The organism is Parendozoicomonas callyspongiae (assembly GCF_023502345.1).
Classification (GTDB): Bacteria; Pseudomonadota; Gammaproteobacteria; order Pseudomonadales; family Endozoicomonadaceae; genus Sansalvadorimonas; species Sansalvadorimonas callyspongiae.
On sequence record NZ_JAMFLX010000002.1, the window covers coordinates 151,968 to 175,340 of the forward strand.

Annotated in this window: 26 protein-coding genes; 25 read left to right on the forward strand and 1 reads right to left on the reverse strand. The window is 51.3% G+C overall.

Annotation, left to right across the window (positions count from 1 at the left end):
* The first annotated feature begins 76 nt into the window (after positions 1 to 76).
* The 14 genes from gspC (at position 77) to M3P05_RS02145 (ending at position 13,455) form a co-directional block, all read left to right on the forward strand.
* The gene (gspC, locus tag M3P05_RS02080) at positions 77 to 958 is read left to right on the forward strand and encodes a type II secretion system protein GspC (RefSeq protein WP_249697570.1); all 882 of its coding nucleotides are present in this window, start codon (positions 77 to 79) and stop codon (positions 956 to 958) included.
* Positions 955 to 2,991: a type II secretion system secretin GspD gene (gspD, locus tag M3P05_RS02085; RefSeq protein ID WP_249697571.1), complete on the forward strand. Its 2,037-nt coding sequence runs from the start codon at positions 955 to 957 to the stop codon at positions 2,989 to 2,991. Before gspC ends, gspD begins: the two co-directional genes overlap by 4 nt.
* Positions 2,991 to 4,469: a type II secretion system ATPase GspE gene (gene gspE / locus M3P05_RS02090; protein WP_249697572.1), complete on the forward strand. Its 1,479-nt coding sequence runs from the start codon at positions 2,991 to 2,993 to the stop codon at positions 4,467 to 4,469. Before gspD ends, gspE begins: the two co-directional genes overlap by 1 nt.
* Complete coding sequence (gspF, locus tag M3P05_RS02095; protein ID WP_249697573.1) at positions 4,470 to 5,690, forward strand: type II secretion system inner membrane protein GspF; 1,221 nt, start codon at positions 4,470 to 4,472, stop codon at positions 5,688 to 5,690.
* A 29-nt stretch (positions 5,691 to 5,719) separates the two neighbouring features.
* The gene (gspG, locus tag M3P05_RS02100; protein WP_249697574.1) at positions 5,720 to 6,163 is read left to right on the forward strand and encodes a type II secretion system major pseudopilin GspG; all 444 of its coding nucleotides are present in this window, start codon (positions 5,720 to 5,722) and stop codon (positions 6,161 to 6,163) included.
* Positions 6,164 to 6,168: 5 nt separating this feature from the next.
* Positions 6,169 to 6,765, forward strand: coding sequence for a type II secretion system minor pseudopilin GspH (gspH, locus tag M3P05_RS02105; protein WP_249697575.1), 597 nt, complete (start codon positions 6,169 to 6,171; stop codon positions 6,763 to 6,765).
* The gene (gene gspI, locus M3P05_RS02110; protein ID WP_249697576.1) at positions 6,758 to 7,132 is read left to right on the forward strand and encodes a type II secretion system minor pseudopilin GspI; all 375 of its coding nucleotides are present in this window, start codon (positions 6,758 to 6,760) and stop codon (positions 7,130 to 7,132) included. The genes gspH and gspI overlap by 8 nt, the downstream gene beginning before the upstream one ends.
* An 8-nt stretch (positions 7,133 to 7,140) precedes the next feature.
* Positions 7,141 to 7,776: a type II secretion system minor pseudopilin GspJ gene (gene gspJ, locus M3P05_RS02115; protein WP_249697577.1), complete on the forward strand. Its 636-nt coding sequence runs from the start codon at positions 7,141 to 7,143 to the stop codon at positions 7,774 to 7,776.
* Positions 7,769 to 8,755, forward strand: a complete 987-nt coding sequence (gene gspK / locus M3P05_RS02120; RefSeq protein ID WP_249697578.1) for a type II secretion system minor pseudopilin GspK — start codon at positions 7,769 to 7,771, stop codon at positions 8,753 to 8,755. Before gspJ ends, gspK begins: the two co-directional genes overlap by 8 nt.
* On the forward strand, positions 8,756 to 9,922 hold the full coding sequence (gspL, locus tag M3P05_RS02125; protein ID WP_249697579.1) for a type II secretion system protein GspL: 1,167 nt from the start codon (positions 8,756 to 8,758) through the stop codon (positions 9,920 to 9,922).
* A 14-nt stretch (positions 9,923 to 9,936) separates the two neighbouring features.
* Positions 9,937 to 10,446 carry a type II secretion system protein GspM gene (gene gspM, locus M3P05_RS02130; RefSeq protein WP_249697580.1) on the forward strand — a complete coding sequence of 170 codons (510 nt, stop codon included), beginning with the start codon at positions 9,937 to 9,939 and terminating at the stop codon, positions 10,444 to 10,446.
* Positions 10,443 to 11,210 (forward strand): type II secretion system protein N, encoded by a 768-nt coding sequence (locus tag M3P05_RS02135; RefSeq protein WP_249697581.1) that lies wholly within the window; start codon positions 10,443 to 10,445, stop codon positions 11,208 to 11,210. Before gspM ends, M3P05_RS02135 begins: the two co-directional genes overlap by 4 nt.
* Positions 11,211 to 11,267: 57 nt before the next feature.
* The gene (gene rluC, locus M3P05_RS02140; protein WP_332841991.1) at positions 11,268 to 12,248 is read left to right on the forward strand and encodes a 23S rRNA pseudouridine(955/2504/2580) synthase RluC; all 981 of its coding nucleotides are present in this window, start codon (positions 11,268 to 11,270) and stop codon (positions 12,246 to 12,248) included.
* 235 nt (positions 12,249 to 12,483) lie between these two features.
* A complete protein-coding gene (locus M3P05_RS02145) occupies positions 12,484 to 13,455 on the forward strand; it encodes a S49 family peptidase (protein WP_249697582.1) in 972 nt (323 codons plus the stop codon).
* A gap of 17 nt (positions 13,456 to 13,472) precedes the next feature.
* On the opposite strand, the gene M3P05_RS02150 is transcribed toward M3P05_RS02145, so the two are convergent.
* Complete coding sequence (locus M3P05_RS02150) at positions 13,473 to 14,045, reverse strand: Maf family protein (protein WP_249697583.1); 573 nt, start codon at positions 14,043 to 14,045, stop codon at positions 13,473 to 13,475.
* Positions 14,046 to 14,174: 129 nt separating this feature from the next.
* Between M3P05_RS02150 and M3P05_RS02155 the strand changes: the two genes are divergently transcribed.
* The 11 genes from M3P05_RS02155 to M3P05_RS02205 all read left to right on the forward strand — a co-directional run bounded on the left by M3P05_RS02155 (position 14,175) and on the right by M3P05_RS02205 (position 23,332).
* Positions 14,175 to 14,717 carry a YceD family protein gene (locus tag M3P05_RS02155; protein ID WP_249697584.1) on the forward strand — a complete coding sequence of 181 codons (543 nt, stop codon included), beginning with the start codon at positions 14,175 to 14,177 and terminating at the stop codon, positions 14,715 to 14,717.
* 20 nt (positions 14,718 to 14,737) lie between these two features.
* A complete protein-coding gene (gene rpmF, locus M3P05_RS02160; RefSeq protein WP_249697585.1) occupies positions 14,738 to 14,908 on the forward strand; it encodes a 50S ribosomal protein L32 in 171 nt (56 codons plus the stop codon).
* A gap of 18 nt (positions 14,909 to 14,926) precedes the next feature.
* A complete protein-coding gene (gene plsX / locus M3P05_RS02165) occupies positions 14,927 to 15,946 on the forward strand; it encodes a phosphate acyltransferase PlsX (protein WP_249697586.1) in 1,020 nt (339 codons plus the stop codon).
* Positions 15,947 to 16,212: 266 nt separating this feature from the next.
* Positions 16,213 to 17,139 (forward strand): ACP S-malonyltransferase, encoded by a 927-nt coding sequence (gene fabD / locus M3P05_RS02170; protein ID WP_249697587.1) that lies wholly within the window; start codon positions 16,213 to 16,215, stop codon positions 17,137 to 17,139.
* Positions 17,140 to 17,210: 71 nt separating this feature from the next.
* Positions 17,211 to 17,969: a 3-oxoacyl-ACP reductase FabG gene (gene fabG / locus M3P05_RS02175; protein WP_249697588.1), complete on the forward strand. Its 759-nt coding sequence runs from the start codon at positions 17,211 to 17,213 to the stop codon at positions 17,967 to 17,969.
* Between the two features lie 138 nt (positions 17,970 to 18,107).
* On the forward strand, positions 18,108 to 18,341 hold the full coding sequence (gene acpP, locus M3P05_RS02180; RefSeq protein WP_087111464.1) for an acyl carrier protein: 234 nt from the start codon (positions 18,108 to 18,110) through the stop codon (positions 18,339 to 18,341).
* A 185-nt stretch (positions 18,342 to 18,526) separates the two neighbouring features.
* On the forward strand, positions 18,527 to 19,768 hold the full coding sequence (gene fabF, locus M3P05_RS02185) for a beta-ketoacyl-ACP synthase II (protein ID WP_249697589.1): 1,242 nt from the start codon (positions 18,527 to 18,529) through the stop codon (positions 19,766 to 19,768).
* 2 nt (positions 19,769 to 19,770) lie between these two features.
* A complete protein-coding gene (gene pabC / locus M3P05_RS02190; protein WP_249697590.1) occupies positions 19,771 to 20,643 on the forward strand; it encodes an aminodeoxychorismate lyase in 873 nt (290 codons plus the stop codon).
* Positions 20,636 to 21,682: an endolytic transglycosylase MltG gene (mltG, locus tag M3P05_RS02195; RefSeq protein WP_249697591.1), complete on the forward strand. Its 1,047-nt coding sequence runs from the start codon at positions 20,636 to 20,638 to the stop codon at positions 21,680 to 21,682. The genes pabC and mltG overlap by 8 nt, the downstream gene beginning before the upstream one ends.
* Positions 21,683 to 21,696: 14 nt before the next feature.
* On the forward strand, positions 21,697 to 22,341 hold the full coding sequence (gene tmk, locus M3P05_RS02200) for a dTMP kinase (RefSeq protein WP_249697592.1): 645 nt from the start codon (positions 21,697 to 21,699) through the stop codon (positions 22,339 to 22,341).
* On the forward strand, positions 22,334 to 23,332 hold the full coding sequence (locus M3P05_RS02205; protein WP_249697593.1) for a DNA polymerase III subunit delta': 999 nt from the start codon (positions 22,334 to 22,336) through the stop codon (positions 23,330 to 23,332). Before tmk ends, M3P05_RS02205 begins: the two co-directional genes overlap by 8 nt.
* Positions 23,333 to 23,373 lie beyond the last annotated feature (41 nt).

Here is a 23,373-nt window from a genome sequence, read left to right on the forward strand (position 1 = left end):
GTCATTAGAAGTTTGTGGTTGGATGGGCACGGCTCGAAGGGACAACCCCGCTGCTATGACCAGGTCAGGAATTGACGTGAGTGGATTGAATTTTCAGGATGTTGGCCAGCGTTTAGCTAAGCCTTTTTTCAAAAATCAAAAGCGGTTTATTCTGCTTTTGGAAGTGCTGCTTGTTGTTGTACTTATGTATCAGCTGGCCGGAATGTTCTGGCAGATATGGGACAGTAACAACAGGGCTCCTGCTAGTGCGAACATATCTCTTCAAACGCAAGAATTCTCTTCAAACGATATTGATAAAGATCGCTTTGCATCCCTTGATTCGTTTGAACTATTTGGTAAAGAGCAGGTTCAGGTACAGAAACCGGTACCTGCGAAAGTTACGTCTATTCCCCGTTCACGGTTGCCAGCCAAAGTAACAGGCCTGCTGGCTTTTCCCGATTCTGAAACTGCACTTGCAATTATCGAAACAAGAGGGCGTCAGCGCAGTTATCGCATTGGTGATACGGTAGATGGAATTCGCGCCAAAATTGTTTCCATTTATCCCGACAGGGTCATTGTTGAAGAAAAAGGCAAAAAACAGGCGCTGATGCTCTACCCGGATCAGAAAACCTCAACCCTGTTCGAAGTTGCCCCCCGGGTCGAAAACAAGGAGCCGATGGAGCAAATCAGCGCAATGGATATCATTGCCAATCCACAGAAATTAACCGAATTGGTAAATATCTCTCCTGTCAGGGTAAAAGGTGAGCTGAAAGGCTACAGAATAAATCCAGGAAAACAGTCAAAGCTTTTTGTTCAGGCTGGTTTAAAACCGAATGATCTTGTCGTTGAGATCAACGGTTCAGATCTGACTGATCCTGCTGCCGCCATGGCATTTCTTGAAAATCTCGATGCATTCGAACGGATCGACCTCACGGTTGAACGTGAGGGTATGTTACACCAGGTCGAATTGTCCCTATGAAAAAAATCCTGCTTCTTGTCTGTATGATCTGCACAATTTCTTTCCCTGTGCAGGCCGCTGGTTTCGCAGCCAGTTTTAATAATGCTGATATTGGCGAATTTATTAATACGGTGAGTGCGGCACTGAATCGCACAATTATCATCAGTCCGACCGTGAAGGGAAAGATCAGTGTTCGTTCTTATAAAGAACTGAACAAAGAGCAGTATTACGAGCTGTTTCTCAGTGTGCTGGATGTACATGGCTTCTCTGTCCTGGAGCAGGCTGATGGCACTTTGAAGGTTGTTCGCAGCAAAGATGGCAAAACCGCAGCACTGCCGGTTGTCAGTGATACCGGTAACCCCGCAGACCGGTTGGTGACCTGGGTGCTGCCCGTTAATAATGTGCCGGTTCGGGAACTCTCGCCCATTTTACGGCAGATGAATGCCACTTTCGGCAATGTTGTTAACTTCAACCCATCCAATATTCTGATTATTACCGGCCGTGCTGCCAATGTTGAACGACTGGTCAGTATTGTGGAACGGATTGACAGTGTTGGGGCAAAGGATGTTGAGGTAATTTCCCTGCAGTACACATCTGCCGCCGAAATGACCCGTATCCTGACCTCGATTTATCTGGGCAAGAGCAATGCCACGGCAACCGTTGTTGCCAATGAACAGGGCAACCAGCTTATTATTGCCGGCAATCCCGAAATTCTGACTCGAATGAAGAAGCTGGCGCTGCAGCTGGATTCTGAAAGGGCAGTCGGAGCTGGCAACAGTCGCGTATTCTATCTGCGCTATGCCAGGGCAAAAGATCTTGAGCCGGTACTGGAAGGCGCTGCTGCCACTTTCTTTAAAACCCCCGCTGCTGCGAAAAAAGGTGGACCTGAGCAAGTCAGCATTGAGGTGCATGAGCAGAATAATGCTTTGGTTATAACCGCACAGCCGGATTTGATGAGCACCTTGGAAGGGTTGATTGAAGAGCTGGATATTCGCCGTGCCCAGGTCATGGTTGAAGCAATTATTGCCGAGGTGGCTGAAGGGGATGGCATCAACCTTTCTCTACAGCTTGCCAGTAAGAGTGGTTCAATTATTCAGTTTCAGGATGGCTCTACTGTTCCTATTGGCGAAATCATTGCCGGAGTTGCAGATGCAAGAGGAACGAAGGGAACGACAACGACGACTACGAAGAGTGATGGAACTGTTATCACGAACAAAACACCAGATTCCGAAGGTGATTACTCGACTTTGGCAAAAGCTCTCAGTAAGCTCTCAGGGGCAGCATTCACTGTCACTTCAGGAAACTGGGCTGCATTGTTACAGGCTGTTTCTACATCCAGCAAATCCAATGTCCTGTCAACCCCAAGCCTGATGACTCTGGATAACCAGCCCGCGTTCTTTATTGTTGGTGATGAAGTTCCAACGATCACTGGTTCTACCTCCGGCAGCAATAACGATAATCCCTATCAAACTGTTGAGCGTAAGCAGGTAGGTGTTAAGTTACAGGTGACTCCCCAGGTCAATGAAGGCGACGCTGTTCGTTTGGATATTGAACAGGAAGTCTCCAAAGTGAATGGCCGCACGCCCGTTGATGTGACCTTTTCTACCCGGCAGGTAAAAACCTCAGTCATGGTGCGCAGTGGTGACACTGTTGTCATTGGCGGTCTGATTGACGACGATGTTCAGGAAAGTGTCTCCAAGGTGCCGCTTCTTGGTGATATTCCCTGGGTGGGGCAGCTGTTCCGTTCCACTGCCAGCAAGAAAGTTAAACGTAACCTGATGATTTTTATTCGTCCCACGATTCTGCGTGATGACTCCATGCTGCAAAGCGTGAGCGCTGGCAAATATAGCCTGATCCGTGCTGAACAGTTGGCTCAGAATGATGCAGGTATTGCGCTGATGCCACAGGAAAATATCCCCGTTCTACCCCGGTTGACTCAGGCAGGGCAATTGTTGCTGAACCTGCAGCAGGAAATGGAGATGCAGAAGCAGGCGGATGATAGGAAGGCGGCCAGAAATCCTTTGCAGTCTGGCCCTCGTCAGGATGACCGCTAATGAGCAGCCATCATACGACAATGCTGCCATTTTCATTTGCTAACCGCTTCAAGGTGGTGGTCGAGGCCGGTGAGTCAGGCCCGGTCCTGAGTTATGAAGGAAAAATTCACCACCGAACCCTGATGGAAGTTCGCAGGGTGCTGGGTGTTCCTTTCAAGCTGCAGCAGCTCAGCGAAGAAGAGTTTGCCAGACATCTGGGACAGGTTTATCAGCAGGATTCATCGGCTGCTCGCCAGTTGATGAATGATATTGGCAGCGATGAAGAACTGCAGGCTCTGGCTGATGAGCTGCCCGACAGTGAGGATCTGCTGGAAGCGGATGATGGTGCCCCCATTATCCGGATGATCAATGCCATGCTCAGTGAATCAATCCGGGATGGCGCATCTGATATTCATATCGAGACCTTTGAAAACCAACTGGTGATTCGCTTCCGGATTGATGGCGTGCTGCGGGAAATCCTGCGGCCCCAGCGCAAGCTGGCAGCTTTGCTGGTTTCCCGTATCAAGGTTATGGCCAAGCTGGATATTGCTGAAAAGCGTATTCCCCAGGATGGCCGGATTTCCCTCAAGCTCGGTGGACGGGCCATTGATGTTCGTGTTTCTACCATGCCGACCCGTCATGGTGAGCGAATTGTTTTGCGTCTTCTCGATCGCAGCAGTATTCGTTTTGATCTTGGCACGCTGGGTATGTCTGCCAAAGTCTGCGAGGGTTTTCGGGAACAGCTTCATAAGCCCCACGGTATTTTGCTGGTAACTGGTCCTACCGGTTCAGGTAAGAGTACAACTCTTTATTCAGGCATCAGTGAGATCAATACCCCCGGTCGCAATATTATGACCGTGGAAGATCCGGTGGAATATGATCTGGAAGGTATTGGTCAGACCCAGGTCAATACCAAGGTTGATATGACCTTTGCCCGCGGCCTGCGCGCCATTCTGCGTCAGGACCCTGATGTGGTAATGATCGGTGAAATCCGTGACCTGGAAACAGCAGAAATTGCTGTGCAGGCTTCCCTGACCGGCCACCTGGTATTAAGCACACTCCATACAAATACAGCCGTCGGTGCCATAACCCGTTTGCGGGATATGGGAATCGAACCGTTTCTGCTGTCTTCCAGCCTGCTGGGTGTTCTTGCACAGCGGCTGGTGCGCACGCTTTGTCCTGACTGCAAAACGCCTGTTGCCCCGACAGATGCTGAACGACAGATGCTCAATATTCCGGAAGGTGATAACCGCACAATCTGGAAGGCTGATGGGTGCAGTGAGTGTCGGCACACCGGATATCGCGGTCGTACCGGTATTTATGAGTTGTTCCTGGTAAATGATGACCTCCGCCAGATGATTCATGATGGCAAGGGTGAGCCAGCTCTGGAACGAACTGTCAGACAGCAGTGGCAACCGATCCAGCAGGATGGTTTTGACAAGGTTCTGAAAGGAATCACCACACTGTCAGAAGTGCTCCGGGTTACGAGGGATCGCTAGATGACTCTCTATGCCTATTCCGCTCTGGATACCCGGGGCAGGATGAAGAAGGGAATCCAGGAAGCGGATTCTCCCCGGGTTCTGCGACAGAAGCTTCGCTCTGAGGGGTTGTCACCTGTTGAGGTGGCTCCTGCCGAGGTGAAACGACAGAAAACTGAACGCAAAATTCAGTTTCTGACCCGGCGGGCCAGTTCTGCAGAAGTGTCAATGATGACCCGCCAGCTGGCCACGCTTGTGGCTGCTGCAATTCCTATTGAAGAAGCTCTGCAGGCATTGTCGAAACAGGTGGGTAAATCCCACCTGCGGATGATAGTCAGTACCGTTCGAGCAAGAGTGCTTGAAGGGCGCACACTCGCTGATGCCATGGCCTGTTATCCATCAGTTTTCGATGGTCTGTATCGTGCCATGGTGGCGGCAGGTGAAAAATCCGGTCATCTGGACGTTATCCTTGAGCGCTTGGCTGACTACACCGAGCAGCGACAGAAAATTCGCAGCAAGCTGATTCAAGCGCTTATTTACCCAGTGATACTGACTCTGGTTGCTGTCGGTGTTGTGACCGCACTGTTGACCACAGTTGTTCCAACGGTGATTGAACAGTTCCAGTATGCTGGTCGTGATCTGCCCAATATCACCCTGGCTCTGATTGCCGCCAGTGATTTTCTCCGGGCTTATGGTTTGGTTGTTCTGGCAACAATTCTCGGTCTGATCGTTATTCGCCAGCGTTTGATGCGTTTCCCTAAACGACGACTCCAGAATGACCGGTTATTACTGAAACTGCCGGTGGCCGGTAAGGTGATTTCCGGAGTGGAAACAGCCCGTTTTGCCCGTACCCTAAGCATTTTGACCAGTAGTGGCGTTCCTCTGGTGGAATCAATGGCGATTTCTACCGAAGTGCTGGGGAACAGTTATATCCGGGAAAAGCTGAGAGAAGCGTCCGATCGGGTTCGCGAGGGCAGTTCTCTATGGACATCACTGGATGCCACTGGTCTGTTTCCACCAATGATGCTGCATATTATCGCCAGCGGTGAACGCTCCGGTGAGCTGGACAATATGCTGGAGCGGGCAGCTTCGGCTCAGGATCAGCTGTTTGAAGACCAGGTCAATATTGCCCTGGGGATTTTCGGACCGCTGATGATTGTGATTATGGCGGGAATGGTGCTGTTTATTGTTATGGCCATTCTGACGCCTATGACGGACATGAGCAGTTTGTTGGATATGTAGTCTAGTAATTTGAAGCGAAGTTGAATGATATGTCTTTTAAAGTCAAAAATGTCAAAAAGCTAAAAAAGCAGCAGGGTTTCACTTTGCTGGAAATAATGGTTGTGCTTGTGATTTTGGGGTTGCTAGTCACTATGGTCGCCCCCAATGTTTTGGGGAATAAAGACAAGGCTAATAAACAGAAAGCTGTGAGTGATATCGTGGCTTTGGAAAATGCCCTTGATATGTACAACCTGGATAATAATTTCTACCCATCTACTGAACAGGGCCTGGAAGCTCTGGTGAAAAAACCTTCTGGCTTCCCTGAGCCTAAGTCCTGGCGCGAAAATGGCTATATCAAGCGCCTGCCGAATGACCCTTGGGGCAATCCTTACCATATGCAGGTTCCCGGTGAGTACGGTGCGGTTGATGTGTTCTCCGCCGGTCCGGATGGTCAGCCTGGAACTGACCAGGATATTGGTAACTGGGATATTTGATTCAGGTGAAAGGCAGAAGCAGGCTGGTCAGGCAAAACCGTATTCAGGCATTTACTCTGCTTGAAGTGCTGCTGGTTATTGTTCTGATTGGTCTTGCGGCAACCCTGATCGCACCTGTACTACCTAAAGGTAGTGGTGTTCAGCAACTGCAGAAAGAATCCCGGCGAATTGTTGAGCTGTGCCGGATTGCCCGACAACAGGCGGTTATGGATGGGCGATCGCTCGGTCTGGGTGTGGCTGCAGATAAAAGCAAAAAGACGTCGGTGGTCCAGTTCCTGTTTCTGAAAAAGCAGAAATGGCATCCCTTGGAGCGTGATCGATTGCTGGGAAAATTCAGCCTGCCAGAAGATATCACCCTTACCTTAACGCCTGGCGACTCTTTCTGGCAGCAGGCCATTGAGAATGAGCAGGATTCAGGTCTGTTGAATACTGACTTGTTTGATATTGAGCAGAAACCGACTCCGGATATTTACTTCTGGAGCAGTGGTGAAGTTTCTCCGGTGCAGCTGCGACTCTGTCTGAAACAGAAGTCGCTGGTCTGCCGTGATATTGAGTTGAGTGAGATGGGTCAGATCAGTCTCAGGGAGGAGGGTGATGTATAAACGTCATCAGTCTGGCTTTACCCTGTTGGAAGTGATGGTCGCCATGGCTGTTCTTGCTATTGCGGGTATGGCGGTTATGGGAATGCTGCGGGAAACACTGGGCAACAGTCAATATCTGGCGGATAAACGCCCGGCATTCTGGGTTGCTGAAAATGCCATGACTGATATCCAGCTCACAAAGAAATGGCCGCCCCGGTTATGGAAGGAAGAGCGGGTCAAGCTGGGTAACAAGACCTGGTATGTTCGCAGTCGCAGTGTGGAAACTGTATCAGATGATCTGCGGGCTATTGAGGTTGAGGTGCGCACCATCAAAGATGACACCAAACCTGCACTGGCCAGCCTTCAATCGCATCTGCTGAAGTCCTGAGGCCCTCCATGAATAGGATGAATGTTCAGGTACGAAAAAGCAGGGGTTTTACCTTGCTGGAGATGCTTCTGGCCCTGGTTATCTTTACTCTGGTCAGTCTGGCGGCCTGGCAGATTCTCAGCTCTGTCTCTTATGCACGGGATGTGCAGGGAGATCATCAAAAAAGACTTGATGAACTCGACACAGCATTTCTGATGATCAAACAGGACTTGAGACAGATGGTCAGTCGAGGTGTCAGGGTTGATAGCAAAGTCTCTGAGCAGGCACTGTTTGCAGGTGAAATTCTCGATTCAGACGACCAGGGGCTGATTTTTGTCAGAGATGGCTGGTTAAACCCCGAAAATCGGCTTCCCCGTTCGGAGCTACAACGGGTTTATTATCGCCTGAAAGATGGAGCCCTGGAGCGCGGGTATGATCGCGTACTTGATGTGCCGGCGGGTACGGATCCCGTGTATATGCCGTTGTTGACCGGCGTAACAAATTTGAAGTTCCGTTTCTATTACCCCGGTCAGGGGCGCTGGCTCGATCGTCTGGAGGAAGAATCGTGGCCCGAAGGTTTGGCGGTCGCTCTGACTCTGGATAAAGAGGGTGATATCGAACGTCGGTTTGTTATTCCTTCCCGGTGGGGAGGAACGGATGAGTAAAAAAAATCAACATGGCCTGGCTCTGCTGAGTGTTCTGCTGACGTTGACGCTGGCGATGTTGCTGGCATCTGGTATTGCCGAGAGCCTGCAGCGTCAGGTGCGGGTATCCCAGGGGTTACAGAGTCGTGAGCAGGGCTGGCAGTATGCGCTTTCTTCTGAACAGCTTGCCGTCAAAGTACTTAATCAGGATTTCAAGGATGAAAAAGAGAGTGTTCATCTTGGACAAACCTGGGCTACCGGTAACCAAACTTTTTCGGTAGACAGAGGACAGATATCTGGTGATGTGGTTGATATGCAGGGGTGCTTGAACCTGAATGCCCTGGCGCATGATGATGCCGTTGATAAGGAAAGTGGTAAGAAAGAAACCCCGCTGGGCGTTAAGGTGCTGGCTGCTCTGTTGGAAAACCTTGAAGTCGATTCCTACACCGCCGAGTCGATAGTCCAGGCCACCAGGGACTGGGTTTTTCCCAAAACCATTCCGGTTGCGGCTTCCGGTGCAGATGATGATGAATACCTGGCGTTGCCTGTCGCTTATCTGGCAGGTAATACCGATATGCGGGACAAAAGTGAATGGCGGGCTGTAAAAGGGGTAACGCCAGAGAGAGCTGTTAAGGCCCTGCCTTTTCTTTGCACCATTCCGGAAAGTGAATTGCAGCTGAATATCAATACAGTTCCGGAAGATCAGCCTGAACTTATGGCAGCCATTCTACTGAACAGGGTTGATACCGTAAGGGCGAAAGATATTCTGGCGCAGCGACCAAGGGACGGTTGGCGTGATGTTGATGAGTTTCTTGCTCTGTCCCAGGTTGCAGCCATTAAAACAGATGACATAAAGCAAGCATTGAAAGTCAATAGTCGTTTTTTTGAAGTACGATCCCGTATCCAGGTTGGAAACACTGAAACCAGAATAAACAGCCTGATGGTCCGGGGCAGCAAGGATAAGCTGACGGTTATCCGGCGACGGACAGGAGAAGTTTAGATGGAATCCACTTTACTGCTGCGTCTTCCTGCCAGTGAGCAGAATGCTGTTAGTTGGCAGTTATCCCGCAATGTGGATGGCAGGGATGTCCTGGAATCCGGCAGCCTTGCGCTGCAGGATCTTGCCAGTCTGCAAGAGAAGTGCATTAACTGCCGGGTTGTTGTTTTGGTGCCCGGTGAACTGGTCAATCTGACCACACTGACCGTATCCGGCAGGGTCAATCAGGCGGTGATCAAATCTCTGCCATATCGGCTGGAAGAAGATCTGGGCTGTGATGTCGATGGTGTGCATGTTGCCATGCTGGGCCGCACCGGTGATCAGCTTCATCTGGCTGTTGTTGATCAGGTACGAATGCAGCAGTGGTCTGAGTGGCTGGCTAATGCAGGTATTGTCAGTCAGCAGTGGCTGCCGGAAACTTTGGTATTGCCCTGGCAGGAAGGTCAGTGCGTAGTGGTCGTCATGCCACATGACGAGAAGATTATCGTTCGCCATGATAAATGGAAAGCGGGTGTCTGTGAGCATGACTGGCTCTCCTTCTATCTGAATTCCCTGGCCGAAGACAGTGAAGAAGAGCTGGAAACTGTCCAGTTGGACTGGATGCAATCGGAAGCCGGGATTTTCGCTGAAGCCTGCCGCCAGAAAGCCAACCTGCTGCAGGGAGACTGGAAACCAAAGACAGTTAGCAAGACAGGTGGGTTGCGCAACTGGCGTCTTACGATGGCACTCGTTGCGGCTATATCCTGCCTTTGGCTGGGAGGTACTCTCTGGAAAACTCACCAGCTCCAACGGCAGACTGAAGAATACCAGGCGAAGTCTGTAGCGATTTATAACCAATTGTTCCCTGGCAAACGTGTTGTGCGCCTGCTTCCCCAGCTAGAGCGTGAGCTTGCCAATATGAAACAGAGTCAGCAGCCTGACCAGGGATTGCTGGATCAACTGGTTATGCTGGCGCCGGTTATGCAGAAACACACGGATATAAAACCTGTTGAATTTAATTATGACCGCTCGCGCAAGCAGCTGAAGATAGTTGCAGAGTCGGAAAGCATTGTCACTTTCTCCAGGTTGCGAGATCAGGTAGCGGAATATGGACAGGCCCGGCTTGAGTCAGTCGAGCAGAATGGCAAGAGCGTAACCGGTGTGCTGGTTATTGCCGGCCAGCCAAAGTAAGCGGGGCGGTTTCGATGGATAATTTGAAAGTACAGGCTTCCCAGTATTGGAATGGTTTAAGTTCGAGAGAGAGGCAGCTGGTTTTTGTCGGTGGTATTGCCCTGATTATCTGGCTGGTGTTTTTTGGTGTTATGCGCCCTGTTATGGAGGCAGAGCATGACGCCCGCGCCCAGCTCTCCAGCAGTCAATCTCAGCTGGCAGAGGTTGAAGCAATAGCCGGAGAAATTCTGGCCCTGCGGGATGCGGGGGTGACTTCGACCGGAGGAGCAGCTGACCAGCCGCTGGATACCCTGATCAGTCGCTCAGCAGCCCTTGAAAAAATCACCCTGAAAGGAATCAATCAGCAGAATAACAGTCTGCTGGTAAGGGTTGAGAAAACGCCCTTTATCAAACTTATGTCCTGGTTCAGGGCTTTAGAGACCCTGGGATTATCGGTCGACTCTCTTCAGGTATTACGCACAGATAAACCTGGTGTGGTTGAAGTGCAGCAGCTGCGTATCAGTCGTATGGGAGATCAACGATGAAGAAGGCTGTACTGCTGAGCAGTGTTGCTATCGTCTCTCTGGCTGGATTTGTGGTTGTTAAGGTTCCAGCTTCAATAGTCTGGCAGCAGCTTCTGGAGCAAAACCTGGTTCCGCAGGAGCTGACTCTTGAGGGTCTGGAGGGAACCTTATGGTTTGGATCTGCTGATAAGGTCTTTTGGGAAGGAAGCCGGCTTCCCGGATTGCAGTGGAATTTTTCTGGTTTCTCTCCTGTCAGTCTGTCTGCGGGATACAACGTTCAGCTGGGGCATGCCCGTACGGATATTTCAGCGAAAGGCTATCTGGAAGCAGGGCCTGATTACCTGGAAGTGCTAAACCTCAGCAGTCGTATGACGCTTGAGCAGCTTCAGACATGGCTGGATATTCCTCTTCCCATGGCTGTTAATGGTCAGGCGCGTTTGTCTATAAATGAACTCCGGCTGGCAGGGAAAAGCTGTGAATCACTTGATGGTTCTGGTCGGCTCAGTGATGTTGTCGTGGATTCAGTGTGGGGTGAGCTTGATCTTGGTGCAAGTAACTTTTCCCTGGATTGTTCAGGACAGCAGATGACTGCAAAGCTTGACCAGAAGTCGGACCATATTGTTTCCAGCCTGACGTTCGGCTTAACAAACCTGCAGAACTACACCCTTGATGGCAGGCTGGAGCCACAACCCGACCTGGGGAAACCCTACCGTGAGGGGCTTGGGTATATCGGAGACAGTGATTCTAGAGGTGGATATCAGGTGTCCTGGCAGGGAAGTTTATAAATAGCTGTCTGATTAGCAGTCTCTTTTCGTGATAAACTGCCCGGCATGACAAATGCCATGAAAATGAATGAAGCATCAAAAACTCCAGCCTCTGGTGTGAATGCCGGCGCTGGAGTTCGCTTTTTAACGATTGATGAAGATCAGGCTGGCCAGCGGCTGGATAACTTTCTGCGCGTGGTTCTGAAGGGTGTTCCCAAAACCCGTATCTACCGGATTATCCGCAAGGGCGAGGTTCGGGTGAATAAAGGCCGTGCCAAGGCTGAAACCAAGCTTCAGGGCGGTGATGTGGTGCGGGTGCCTCCTGTCCGCATGAGTGAAGCCAAGGCACCGGTTGTACCTGGTATGGAGCTGGCCCGGCAGTTGGAAGCGGGTATAGTTCACGAAGATGATGCCCTGATAGTGCTGAACAAACCCAGCGGTATCGCGGTACATGGCGGCAGTGGTGTCAATCTTGGGGTGATTGAAGCCCTCAGGCAACTAAGGCCTGATAACCGTTTCCTTGAACTGGTTCACCGGATTGACCGTGATACCTCCGGCTGTCTTCTGGTTGCCAAGAAGCGCAGTCTGCTTCGTCATCTGCATACCCAGATTCGCGAACATAAGATGACCAAGGTTTACAATGCCCTGGTTGATGGTCGCTGGTCATCCCGGCGTACCCAGGTTTCTGTTCCCTTGCTCAAGCGCACACTGCCATCCGGTGAGTGGGTGGTAAAGGTTCAGGCTGATGGCAAAACAGCCCTGACCTATTTCACAGTACTGCAGCGTTTTGAGAAAGCGACTCTGGTTGAAGCTGATCTGAAAACCGGCCGTACTCATCAGATACGCGTTCACACCCGTCATTCCGGCCATCCTATTCTGGGTGATGATAAATATGGTTATGAACATATGCAGGAACTGACCCGCAGCATTGGCTTAAGCAGGCTTTTCCTGCATGCTGCACGGGTAGGGTTTCATATGCCGGATGGTGAATACAGAGAGTTTGAAGCACCATTACCGGACGAATTAAATGGTGTACTAAAAAATCTTAAATCAATGTGAAGCCGTACATGTCAATGAGTGGGGTATATGCTTCACTCATTGAGAAGCTGTCTGAAAAGTTTGTGCGTAGCGAGGCCGTGGGAAATGGAGGATAAAAATCAGGTTTTGTAAGGCGAATAGTGGTTCTATTTAACGAGCAAAAGCTGGTTTTTAGCCCCATTTCCCGCTGCCGCAGTAGCAACATGACTTTTCAGACAGCTTCTGAAAGGCGTTTTTGATTTAAGGGGAATAATAAATGTCAGATAGCCAGGATGGTGGAGGAGTTATGGCCTCTGAAGATCGCAAGCTTCTTGAAAAGATGCTGTTCAGTACGATCCAGGAACAAAGGCGTGCAAGGCGCTGGAGTATCTTTTTTCGGTTTCTGTTTTTTCTCTGGTTATTTGCTCTTGTGGGTTCGATTATGTTCTCTGTGGGTGGTGGTGTTACCGGCAAACAGACACCGGCTGAATATACCGCGCTGATTGATGTAAAAGGGGCGATTGCCGCGGATAAGGATGCCAATGCCGACTCCATTGTGACCGGACTGCGTAAAGCCTTTGACGATGAAAAAGTGCGTGGGGTTATTCTGCGTATTAACAGTCCCGGCGGCAGCCCGGTTCAGGCTGCTTATATTTTCGACGAAGTGAACCGTCTAAAGGAAACCCGCCCGGAGATTAAGGTTTATGCCGTGATCGCGGATGTCGGTGCATCAGCTGCTTATTATATTGCTGCAGCTGCTGATGATATCTATGCCAACAGAGGCTCGGTTGTCGGTTCGATTGGTGCTTATATGGCGACCTTTGGTTTTGAAGGTGCCATGGAAAAGCTGGGGGTGACCCGCCGCTTCTATGGCTCCGGTGACCACAAGGCTTTGACAGATCCGTTCCAGCCCGAGGATAAAGTGGCAGCCAAGCATCTGCGTGCCACTGTGAAGAATATTCATGATCAGTTTGTTGAGAGTGTCAAGGAAGGCAGGGAAGGGCGCCTGAAGGATAACCCTGATCTGTTTACCGGTTTGATCTGGACCGGACAGCAGGCTCTGGAGCTTGGGCTGGTTGATGGCCTGGGCAGTCCTGGCTATGTGGCCCGTGAGGTAATTGGTCACGAGGACATTGTTGATTTCACTGTGAAGCCCGGATTCTTTGATCGTTTTGCGCAAAAGGTGGGTTCCAGTGCGGCGCAGGCCCTTGGTGTATCCCTTGGGCTGGAAGGACCTGCGGTTCGTTAGCCTAAGACTTCTGTCAATCAGGGAATTGTCAGACCCTGCTCCCGCAGCAGGGCTGACAGCCTGATTAACGGCAGCCCTTCCAGGGCTGTCGGATCATCCCCCTCCATTTTCTCAAACAGGCTGATTCCCAGCTGCTCCCATTTGAAACTGCCGGCACAGTCCAGCGGCTGGTCGATGGCTATATAGCGTTTGATCTCATCATCACCAAGATTCCGGAATGTCACCCTGTAAGGCACGACTTCAGTGTGGAAAATCCCACCAGGGGTATAAATGCTGAAAGCGGTAAGAAAGGTGACGATCTGGCCGCTGGCCCGTTTCAGCTGTTCGAAAGCTTTTTCTGGTGTCCCTGCTTTTCCAAGGACTTCCCCATTGAGTACGGCAACCTGGTCAGAAGCGATAATCAGGCCATTTACCTTCTGCTCACGGATCGCCATGGCTTTCTCCATGCTGAGCCGTGAGGCCAGTTGTTCAGGGTTTTCTCCCGGCTTTGGAGACTCATCAATATCCGGGCTGATACAGGAAAAATTAAGCCCAAGACGGCTTAACAGACGACGGCGATAGCTGGAACTTGATGCCAGGATAAGGTTCATGTTATCGGTAATACTCGTGGAAATTGGTAGCGCTTGCAGTCTAACGGGAAAAATCGAGGCAGGAAATCGCATAATTGGTGTTGTTTCTCTCTTTACACCCGCTTGCCATCCCCCTATCATTGCGCGCTTATGTATACCGGACAGTTACCAAAGCATATTTCCCCACGTAAGCTGGCCATGCAAGACGCTGTTATTGAAGGTGTTTTGCCGGTAGCCAGCTGCGAAAGGCTGAGAGATGTGCTTGCCGATGATCAGGACAATGTGCGAGTCGTACTGCGATTCAGCGTTGATGAACAGCGGCGCCCGCTGATTCAGGGTGAGCTTGAGGGTGAGCTTGGCATGATTTGCCAGCGCTGTCTCGAGGTGGCCAAGGTTCAGATTTCCGCCAGCGTAAATGTTGCGATGGTGTTGAATGAAGACCAGGCTCGCAACCTGCCGGGTTATCTTGACCCGTTGCTTGTGGAAGATGAAGCTGTTGATCTGCAGCCGTTCCTGGAAGAAGAGATTCTCCTGAACCTGCCGATTGTTGCTTACCATGAGAACGAAAGCTGTCATAGTGGCCAGGCGGCATACAGCACTTTACCTTCAGACTCTGCTGAAGCGGAAGCTACGGTTGAGGTTAAGCGACCTAACCCTTTCAGTGTGCTGGCTGACCTGAAAGCCGGCAAATAATTTTTTCAGGAGATTTATCCATGGCCGTTCAAAAGAACCGCAAAACCCGCTCCAAGCGCGACATGCGTCGCTCCCACGATGCTCTGACTGCTGTTAAGCCGTCTATCGATGCGACTTCCGGTGAATCCCACCTGCGTCACCACGTGACTGCTGATGGTTTCTACCGTGGCAAAAAAGTTATCGCTGACTGATAGCGAGACATTCACGCTTTGAGTCAGAGAAAGACCATAGCGCTGGATATTATGAGTGGGGACTGCGGTCCCCATTCTCGTATCCGGGCTGCGCAGGAAACGCTTAAGTTACATCCCGGCCTTCATCTCATTCTTGTGGGGGAGGCGCATCTTATTCGTGAAGTTCTTGGTGCAGCGGAAACGGATCGGATAACCATAATTCAGGCTGAGCAGGTGGTCACAATGGATGACCGGCCTTCCCAGGCGCTGCGTCGGAAGCAGGATTCGTCTATGTGGCGGGCTGTTGAGCAGGTGGCCATGGGTATGTCACAGGCCTGTGTCAGTGCCGGTAATACCGGGGCGCTCATGGCTATGGGGCGTCATCTCCTGAAAACCCTTCCCGGTATTGATCGACCTGCTCTTGTTGGTCCGGTTCCTTCGGCTTCCGGCCAGACACTTCTTCTTGATCTTGGCGCCAATATTGACTGTTCAGCTGAGCAGTTGCACCAGTTTGCCGTTCTGGGTTCATTGATGATGAGTGAAGTCTATGAGGTTTCCTGTCCCCGGGTTGGTCTGCTGAATGTTGGTGAGGAAGAGGCGAAGGGAAGTGAAAAAGTTCGCCTGGCCCAGCAGTTGCTCGGCGACAATGATGAATTAAACTACTTTGGTTTTGTAGAAGGCGACGATCTTTTCTCCTGCGCTGTCGATGTCGTGGTTTGCGATGGGTTTCCTGGCAATGTCGCGTTGAAATCCAGTGAGGGTGCTGCCCGCTATGTTATGCGACAGTTGCAGGGTAAGCAGCTGCAGGGTGATCTAAAGTTGAACCTTTGGCATCGAATGCTTGCCTGGGTTGCACGTCCGCTTCTGCGACGTTTTGTTGAAAGTCTTGATCCGGGTCGCTTTAACGGGGCGACACTGCTTGGTTTGCAGGGCGTGGTTGTAAAAAGCCATGGCAGTGCTGATGAGCAACAGTTCCTGGCAGCGATAAACCAGGCGGTCAGGGCGGTTGAACAAAATGCCGTGCATCGGATTAACGATCGCCTGGAGAGTATGCTTTAACCATTTTCATCGGATGGAAAAAGTATTCTCCGCTTATGGCTGTTTGAGAACTGTCAGTAAATGGTATTGTTGGTTTGTGTTTGATATTGCGTATTTTGCTGCGCTTTTAGTCATCGTTGGCTTTTTGTGCTCAATCGCTGCATGTTTGCCGCAGAACAACTCTTTTCTTGTTACCGTACGGCAATGTCCGTGCAACATATTTTTACCGACAGAGTCTTTCGTTTCCCTATAATAGGGCCATTCAGTAACAGGATATTGCAGAGTCGATGACTTCCAGTACCGCGTTTATCTTTCCCGGGCAGGGATCCCAGAAAGTAGGTATGCTGGCCGCACTTGCCGGCCAGGAAACTGTTGTTAATGACACTCTTGTGGAAGCCAGTGATGTACTGGGCTTTGATCTGCAGGAGATGATTCTTAATGGTCCGGCCGAAGCGCTGAACTCCACTGAAAACACACAGCCAGCCTTGCTGGCATCCGGTGTGGCTCTCTGGCGTCTGTGGCAGGCCCGTGGTGGTGAGACCCCGCAGTATGTAGCAGGTCACAGTCTGGGTGAGTATTCTGCCCTGGTTGCAGCGGGTGTTCTGTCATACGCTGATGCCCTGCGCCTGGTTCGCAGTCGTGGTCTTTATATGCAGCAGGCTGTACCCCAGGGTGAGGGTGGCATGGCTGCTGTTATCGGCCTTGATGATGACAAGGTTATTGAGATTTGCGCCAAAGCCTGCCTTGAAGGTGAAGTGCTGTCTGCGGTGAACTTTAATGCACCGGGTCAGGTTGTTATTGCCGGTTCTGCCGCGTCCGTGAAAGCATCACAGGAAGCCTTTGCTGCGGCTGGTGCACGTAAGGTTATGCCGCTGCCTGTGAGCGTACCTTCTCACTGTGCTCTGATGAAGCCTGCAGCGGAGCGACTGGAAGCTGACCTGGCCTCTATCGAGATTTCTGCACCGGTGATTCCTGTTGTCCATAATGTGTCAGCAGCAACTACCCAGGATGGTGATACTATCCGTGCCAACCTGGTCAGCCAGCTTTATATGCCTGTACGCTGGGTTGAATCTGTGCGCTTTATGGTGGCTGAAGGTGTCACTGAAATGAAAGAGTGTGGACCAGGCAAAGTGCTTGCTGGTCTGGGCAAACGAATTGAGCGTTCTGTTCCTGTTGCAGGAATGGAAGATCTGTCGGTTTATCCCGCCGCTTAAAGGTTATGTATAAGGGCAGCTTTCAGGGCTGCTCTTAGGGAATATATCCTGAACTGGAGAGGATGATGGGTATGCAACAGGAAATTGCCGGATTGGCCGGTAAGGTCGCGCTGGTCACTGGTGCCAGTCGTGGCATTGGCCAGGCAATTGCCTTGCGTCTGGGTGCTGCAGGAGCCACTGTGATCGGTACTGCAACGTCTGAAAAGGGCGCTGAAGCGATTTCCGGAGTTCTGGCTGAACACGGTATTGCTGGTGCGGGTATGCAGCTTGATGTGACTGATGCTGATTCTGTCAGCCGTGTCCTCAAGGATGTAGCCGAAAAATTTGGCGCCCCGCTGATTCTGGTGAATAATGCCGGAATCACCAAAGACAACATCCTTATGCGGATGAAAGATGAAGAGTGGGAAGGTGTTATTAACACCAATCTGACCTCTATCTTCCGCATGAGCAAGGCTGCCATGCGGGCGATGACGAAAGCACGCTGGGGCCGTATTATTAACATCAGTTCTGTAGTAGGCTCCATGGGTAACGCCGGGCAGTCCAACTACGCTGCTGCCAAAGCTGGTCTGGAAGGGTTCACCCGTTCTCTGGCCCGTGAACTTGGCAGTCGTGGTATCACTGTGAATGCAGTGGCGCCAGGATTTATTGATACCGATATGACCAAGGGGCTCCCTGATGAGCACCGCCAGAACCTGCTGGATCAGGTTCCGCTGGGTCGTCTCGGTCAGCCCGAAGAGATTGCGGGCGTTGTCGCTTTTCTTGCAGGGGATGAAGGTGCCTATGTCACCGGAGAGACCCTGCATGTGAATGGTGGTATGTACATGGGTTGATCCCGGCACACTATAATTGTCCGGGTAAACCGAGTGACTACCGCTACGGTTACTTATTTGCTTGAAATTCGTTCAAGCGTTTATATACACTAGGCCTTCGCAGTTTAGCTGCATGGAACTACAGGAGCATAACAAGGCATGAGTACTATTGAAGAACGCGTCAAGAAGATTGTTTGCGAACAGCTTGGCGTGAAAGAAGAGGAAGTTAGCAATGAGTCTTCCTTCGTTGAAGATCTCGGTGCCGATTCTCTCGACACGGTAGAACTTGTGATGGCTCTGGAAGAAGAGTTTGAAACCGAGATTCCCGATGAGGAAGCAGAAAAGATTACTACTGTGCAGGAAGCGATCGACTACGTCGTTGCACATCAGTAATTCATAAGAATTTCTGAGAAAGCCGCACTAACTCTGTTATGTGCGGCTTTTCTTTATCTGTTATTCAAATGGTCATGTTGTTCTGTTTGGATAGTGCTTTACCATGAGCTGTTTACCGGAACAGGTTTGTACCGGTTAAAACCAAGAGATGCGGTTGACTGCAACAGGATATGCAGGAGAAAGAGATGTCTCGAAGACGTGTAGTTGTTACCGGAGTGGGGGCAATTACGCCTTTGGCGTCTGGCTTTATGCCCACCTGGCAAAGCCTTCTGGAAGGTCGAAGCGGTATCGGCCCTATTGAACACTTTGACACAGAGGCCTATACGGTCAAAATCTGTGGCGCTGTGCGTGACTTTGAGGTTGGAGACTGGTTCTCTGCCAAAGATGCACGAAAAATGGATCTGTTCCTGCAGTATGGTCTTGCTGCAGCTATTGAAGCAATCAAGCAGTCCGGGCTGGATATTACTGATGCCCTGAGTCCGAGAGCCGGTGTGGCCTTTGGTTCCGGTATCGGAGGTATCACCCTGATTGAAGAAACGGCAGAGACTCTGTTTGAAAAAGGTCTGCGCCGTGTTTCCCCGTTTTTCGTACCAGCTGCGATTACCAATATGGTGGCGGGCTGGCTGTCGATGAAGTACAACCTGCGTGGCCCCAATTTCGCCTTGGCTACGGCCTGCACTACCGGTACCCATTGTATTGGTATGGCGGCCCGTACGATTGCCTACGGTGATGCTGACGTTATGATCGCCGGCGGTTCGGAAAAAGGTTCGGCCCGGCTGGGTATTGCCGGTTTTTCTGCTGCCCGTGCGCTGTCTACCCGTAATGATGATCCGCAGGCCGCCAGTCGCCCCTGGGATCGGGATCGTGACGGCTTTGTGCTGTCAGATGGGGCCGGTGCCCTGGTGCTGGAATCCCTAGATCATGCTGTTGCCCGTGGGGCTGATATTCTGGCGGAAGTCACAGGCTTTGCCATGAGTGGTGATGCTCACCATGTGACTTCTCCCCCTGATGATGGCCATGGTGCTGTCCAGGCTATGGAAGGTGCGTTGCGTGATGCCGGTTTGAATCCTGATCAGATTGATTACATCAATGCTCACGGTACTTCAGCTCAGGCTGGAGATGTGGCTGAGTCAAAAGCCATTGAAAAAGTATTTGGGAGCCATGCCAGTCAGCTGGCTATCAGCTCCACAAAGTCCATGACCGGCCATCTTCTTGGTGCTGCAGGCGCCCTTGAGGCTGCCATTACCGTGCAGTCGATTCGGGAACAGGTTGTAGCTCCAACAATTAACCTGGACAACCCGGATGAAGGCTGCACTCTGGACTATGTTCCCTTTACCGCCAGAACCATGCCGGTACGACATGCGTTGTCCAATTCGTTTGGTTTTGGTGGAACAAATGCCACACTGGCGTTTTCCCGACTGGATTAATCATGTCTGAAGTAGTCACGGGCCATATCCAGCCAGATTGCTGGGTTGATGGCTCTCCGGCTGACAATGTTACAGTCTCCGACAGGGGGCTGCAGTATGGCGATGGTGTATTTGAAACCATTCGCATTGTCGCGGGCGCTGTTACTCTGGAAGCGCTGCACTATCGCAGGTTGATGCATTCCTGTGACCGCCTGCAAATCCCTCTTTGTTCAGAGCTGTTGAGCCAGCAGGTCGCAAGGTTTCTTGCAGGTCGTGGTGATGGCATTTTAAAAGTTATGGTGACCCGTGGCAGTGGCGGGCGAGGTTATAACCCGAGCGGCGCTTGTGGGCGAATTATTCTTCGCTGGTTTGCTCTGCCTGCCTATGACTCCGATTGGGCTGAAAAAGGGGTGACTGTTACTCTGTGTCGCACCAGGCTTGGACACTCGCCATCACTGGCTGGCTTGAAGCATATGAACAGGCTGGAACAAGTGCTGGCACGTTCAGAGTGGAACAGCCCTGAGATTGCAGAAGGTCTGGTTTTTGATCTGACTGAGAACCTGATTGAAGGTACAATGACCAATCTGTTCCTTGTTCGGGATAAGCGGCTATTAACGCCAGACCTTTCGCTCAGTGGAGTTGATGGCGTGATGCGACAGTGGCTGCTGGAAGAATCTTCTATCAAAGAGAATATTGAAATCAGGCCTCTAACTCTTGCGGATTTACATCAGGCTGATGAGGTGTTTCTGACCAACAGCGTTATTGGACTCTGGCCGGTGATTCGGTGTGATAAGAAACACTGGGAAAAAGGACCTGTAACCACACTGCTGCTGAAGGAAGTTTCGGCACTTTTCGCTATGGATAACTGTTTTCATTCAGGGGCTCTTGATGGCTAAGCGCTACCTGAAATATCTCTCTCTACTGCTAACTTTCATTATTGTGAGTGCGGGTGGAGTTCTGCTGTATATGCAGAACTGGCTGGAGCATCCCGTTGTAAAGAATGAGAGTGTTGTTTTTGTTGTTCCTGCTGGCGCCAGTTTCTCACTGGTGACACGTGAGCTGGCAGAGCAGGGGCTGGTTGAGCAGCCATTTCTGTTTAAGGTTTATGCCCGCCTCTCCGGAAAAGATACCGGCTTGAAAGCGGGAGAATATCTTATCCCTGCCGGTACGACTCTGATCGGTTTGGTTGATCACCTTTCCTCTGGTGATGTTATCCAGCATGAAATTACGCTGGTTGAAGGCCGCACGTTAGAGGAAAATCTTTCCTTTATGAAAGGCCGTCGCCTGAAAGCCTCGGTTGAAGCTCTTGAAGATGCTGAGCTAAAGGCGCTTCTTACAGTGAAAGCCCCTACAGCAGAAGGGCTGTTCTTTTCAGATACCTATTACTATCAGGCAGGTGATACTGATCTCTCTATTCTGAAACGTGCCCATGAGCAGCTGAATGAGGTGCTTAAGGAGGAATGGGAGAAGCGCCAGAAGAACCTGCCTTATCAGACACCCTATGAAGCCTTGATTATGGCCTCCATTCTTGAGCGTGAAACGGCTGTTGCAGAAGAGCGCCCGGAAATTGCCGGTGTCTTTGTTCGACGTCTGCAGAAAGGGATGCGCCTTCAGAGTGATCCAACTGTTATCTATGGTATGGGTGATCGCTACCAGGGCAAGATTGGCCGCAGGGATCTTCGAGAGCGAACGCCTTATAACACCTATCGCATTCGGGGTTTGCCCCCAACACCTATTGCCCTGGTTGGCAGAGAAGCCATTCATGCTGCTTTGAACCCCAAACCGGGCAGCTCGCTCTATTTTGTCGCCCGAGGTGACGGAACCCATGTGTTTTCCGATACACTTGCCCAGCACAACAGGGCTGTGCGCAAGTATCAATTGAATCGTCGAGAAGATTATCGCAGCACACCACTGGCTGCTGATGATCGGGACTAAGTACAGGACTGGTTATGGTGAAGCAGGATCGCTATCCGGGATTTTTTCTGACCGTTGAAGGTGGGGAAGGTGCTGGAAAAACCACCAATATTGAGTTTATCGAGAGCTGGCTGCAGCAACAGGGGCTGGATTATATCCGTACCCGTGAGCCAGGTGGCACGCCTCTGGCAGAGCGTATCCGGGATCTTCTGCTGACACCGGGAGATGAGAAAGTTGCAGATATGACTGAACTGCTGCTGATGTTTGCGGCCAGGGCTCAGCATATCAATGCGGTGATCCGCCCGGCGCTGGAAGCTGGCAAGGTGGTTCTCTGTGACCGCTTTACCGATGCATCCTTTGCTTACCAGGGCGCTGGTCGCGGGCTCGATCATAATGCTCTCTGTACCCTGGAAACCCTTGTGCAACAGGAACTGCGCCCTGATATGACCCTGCTTCTGGATCTTTCCGTCGATATCGGTATGGCTCGTGCCAGCAAGCGCGGTGAGCTTGACCGTATTGAGCAGGAAGAGAAAGATTTCTTTGTCAGAGTTCGCCAGGGATATCTCAATCGCGCAGCCGGTGAGCCTGAGAGGTTTGTCATAGTGGATGCTTCCCAGGCGCTGGAGTGGGTGCAGGAAGCCATTAAGGATGCGCTTCAGGAACGAATAGCCCATGACTGATTCCCGGCTGCTTCAGCCTGCGCAATGGCACGGTGAAAACTGGCAGCAACTGGCTAAACGGCTGCAGGATGACCTGCTGCCCCACGCTTTGTTGTTTCGAGGTCAGACTGGTGTTGGTAAACGGGATTTTGCCGTTGCCTTCGCTCAATACGTGCTGTGCCAGAGCCCCGTTGATCGCCACTCCTGTGGTCAATGTCGCAGCTGTCAGCTGAATATGGCAGGTACGCACCCTGACTTTCTGCTGATCGAGCCGGAAGAGCGCGGCAAGCAGATCAAGGTGGATCAGGTGCGCAAGATGATCGAGTTTACCGAGAAAACACCCCAGCAGGGTGGTTTTCGGGCGGTTGTCCTGTGTCCGGCAGAGAGCATGAATATCAGCTCTGCCAACGCTTTGCTGAAATGCCTTGAAGAGCCTGGCCGGGATACCCTGCTGATGCTGGTCAGCCAGCAGGTCAGTGGTCTGCTTCCGACTATCCGCAGCCGCTGCCAGCAGGTTCTGTTCTCCCGTCCTGACTATGCCCAGGCTTTGGACTGGCTCTCTTCACGTATCAGTAACAGCGAACAGGCTGATACTCTGCTGCAACTGGCTGCCGGTGAGCCGATGACGGCTCTCAGGTACGATCAGGAAGACTTTCTTGAGCAGCGGGACACCATGAAGTCCAGTCTGGCAGGCTTGACCCGGGGCAAGGTAACACCTGCCGAGGTGGCCCTTGACTGGCTCAGTTTCGATATCACTGTTGTGCTTGAGTGGCTGTCGCTGTGGCTTCAGGAGATGGTGCGATATCGGGCGACAGAAGATCCTGAATGCCTGATGACTCAGGATATGGCCAAGATGTTCCGCTATGTGGCTGACAGGGCCGGTGAGAAGCGTCTGCTTGAGTATTATGCCTGGTTGCTGGAGCAGCGCTCGCTGACCCTGTCTCAGGTTAACCTCAGTCGTCAGCTGCTTCTGGAGACGGTTATGAACCGCTGGCTCGCGCTTACGGTATAAGTTGCCGACAATAATATCTAAGTGTTAAGGAACTCACGGAG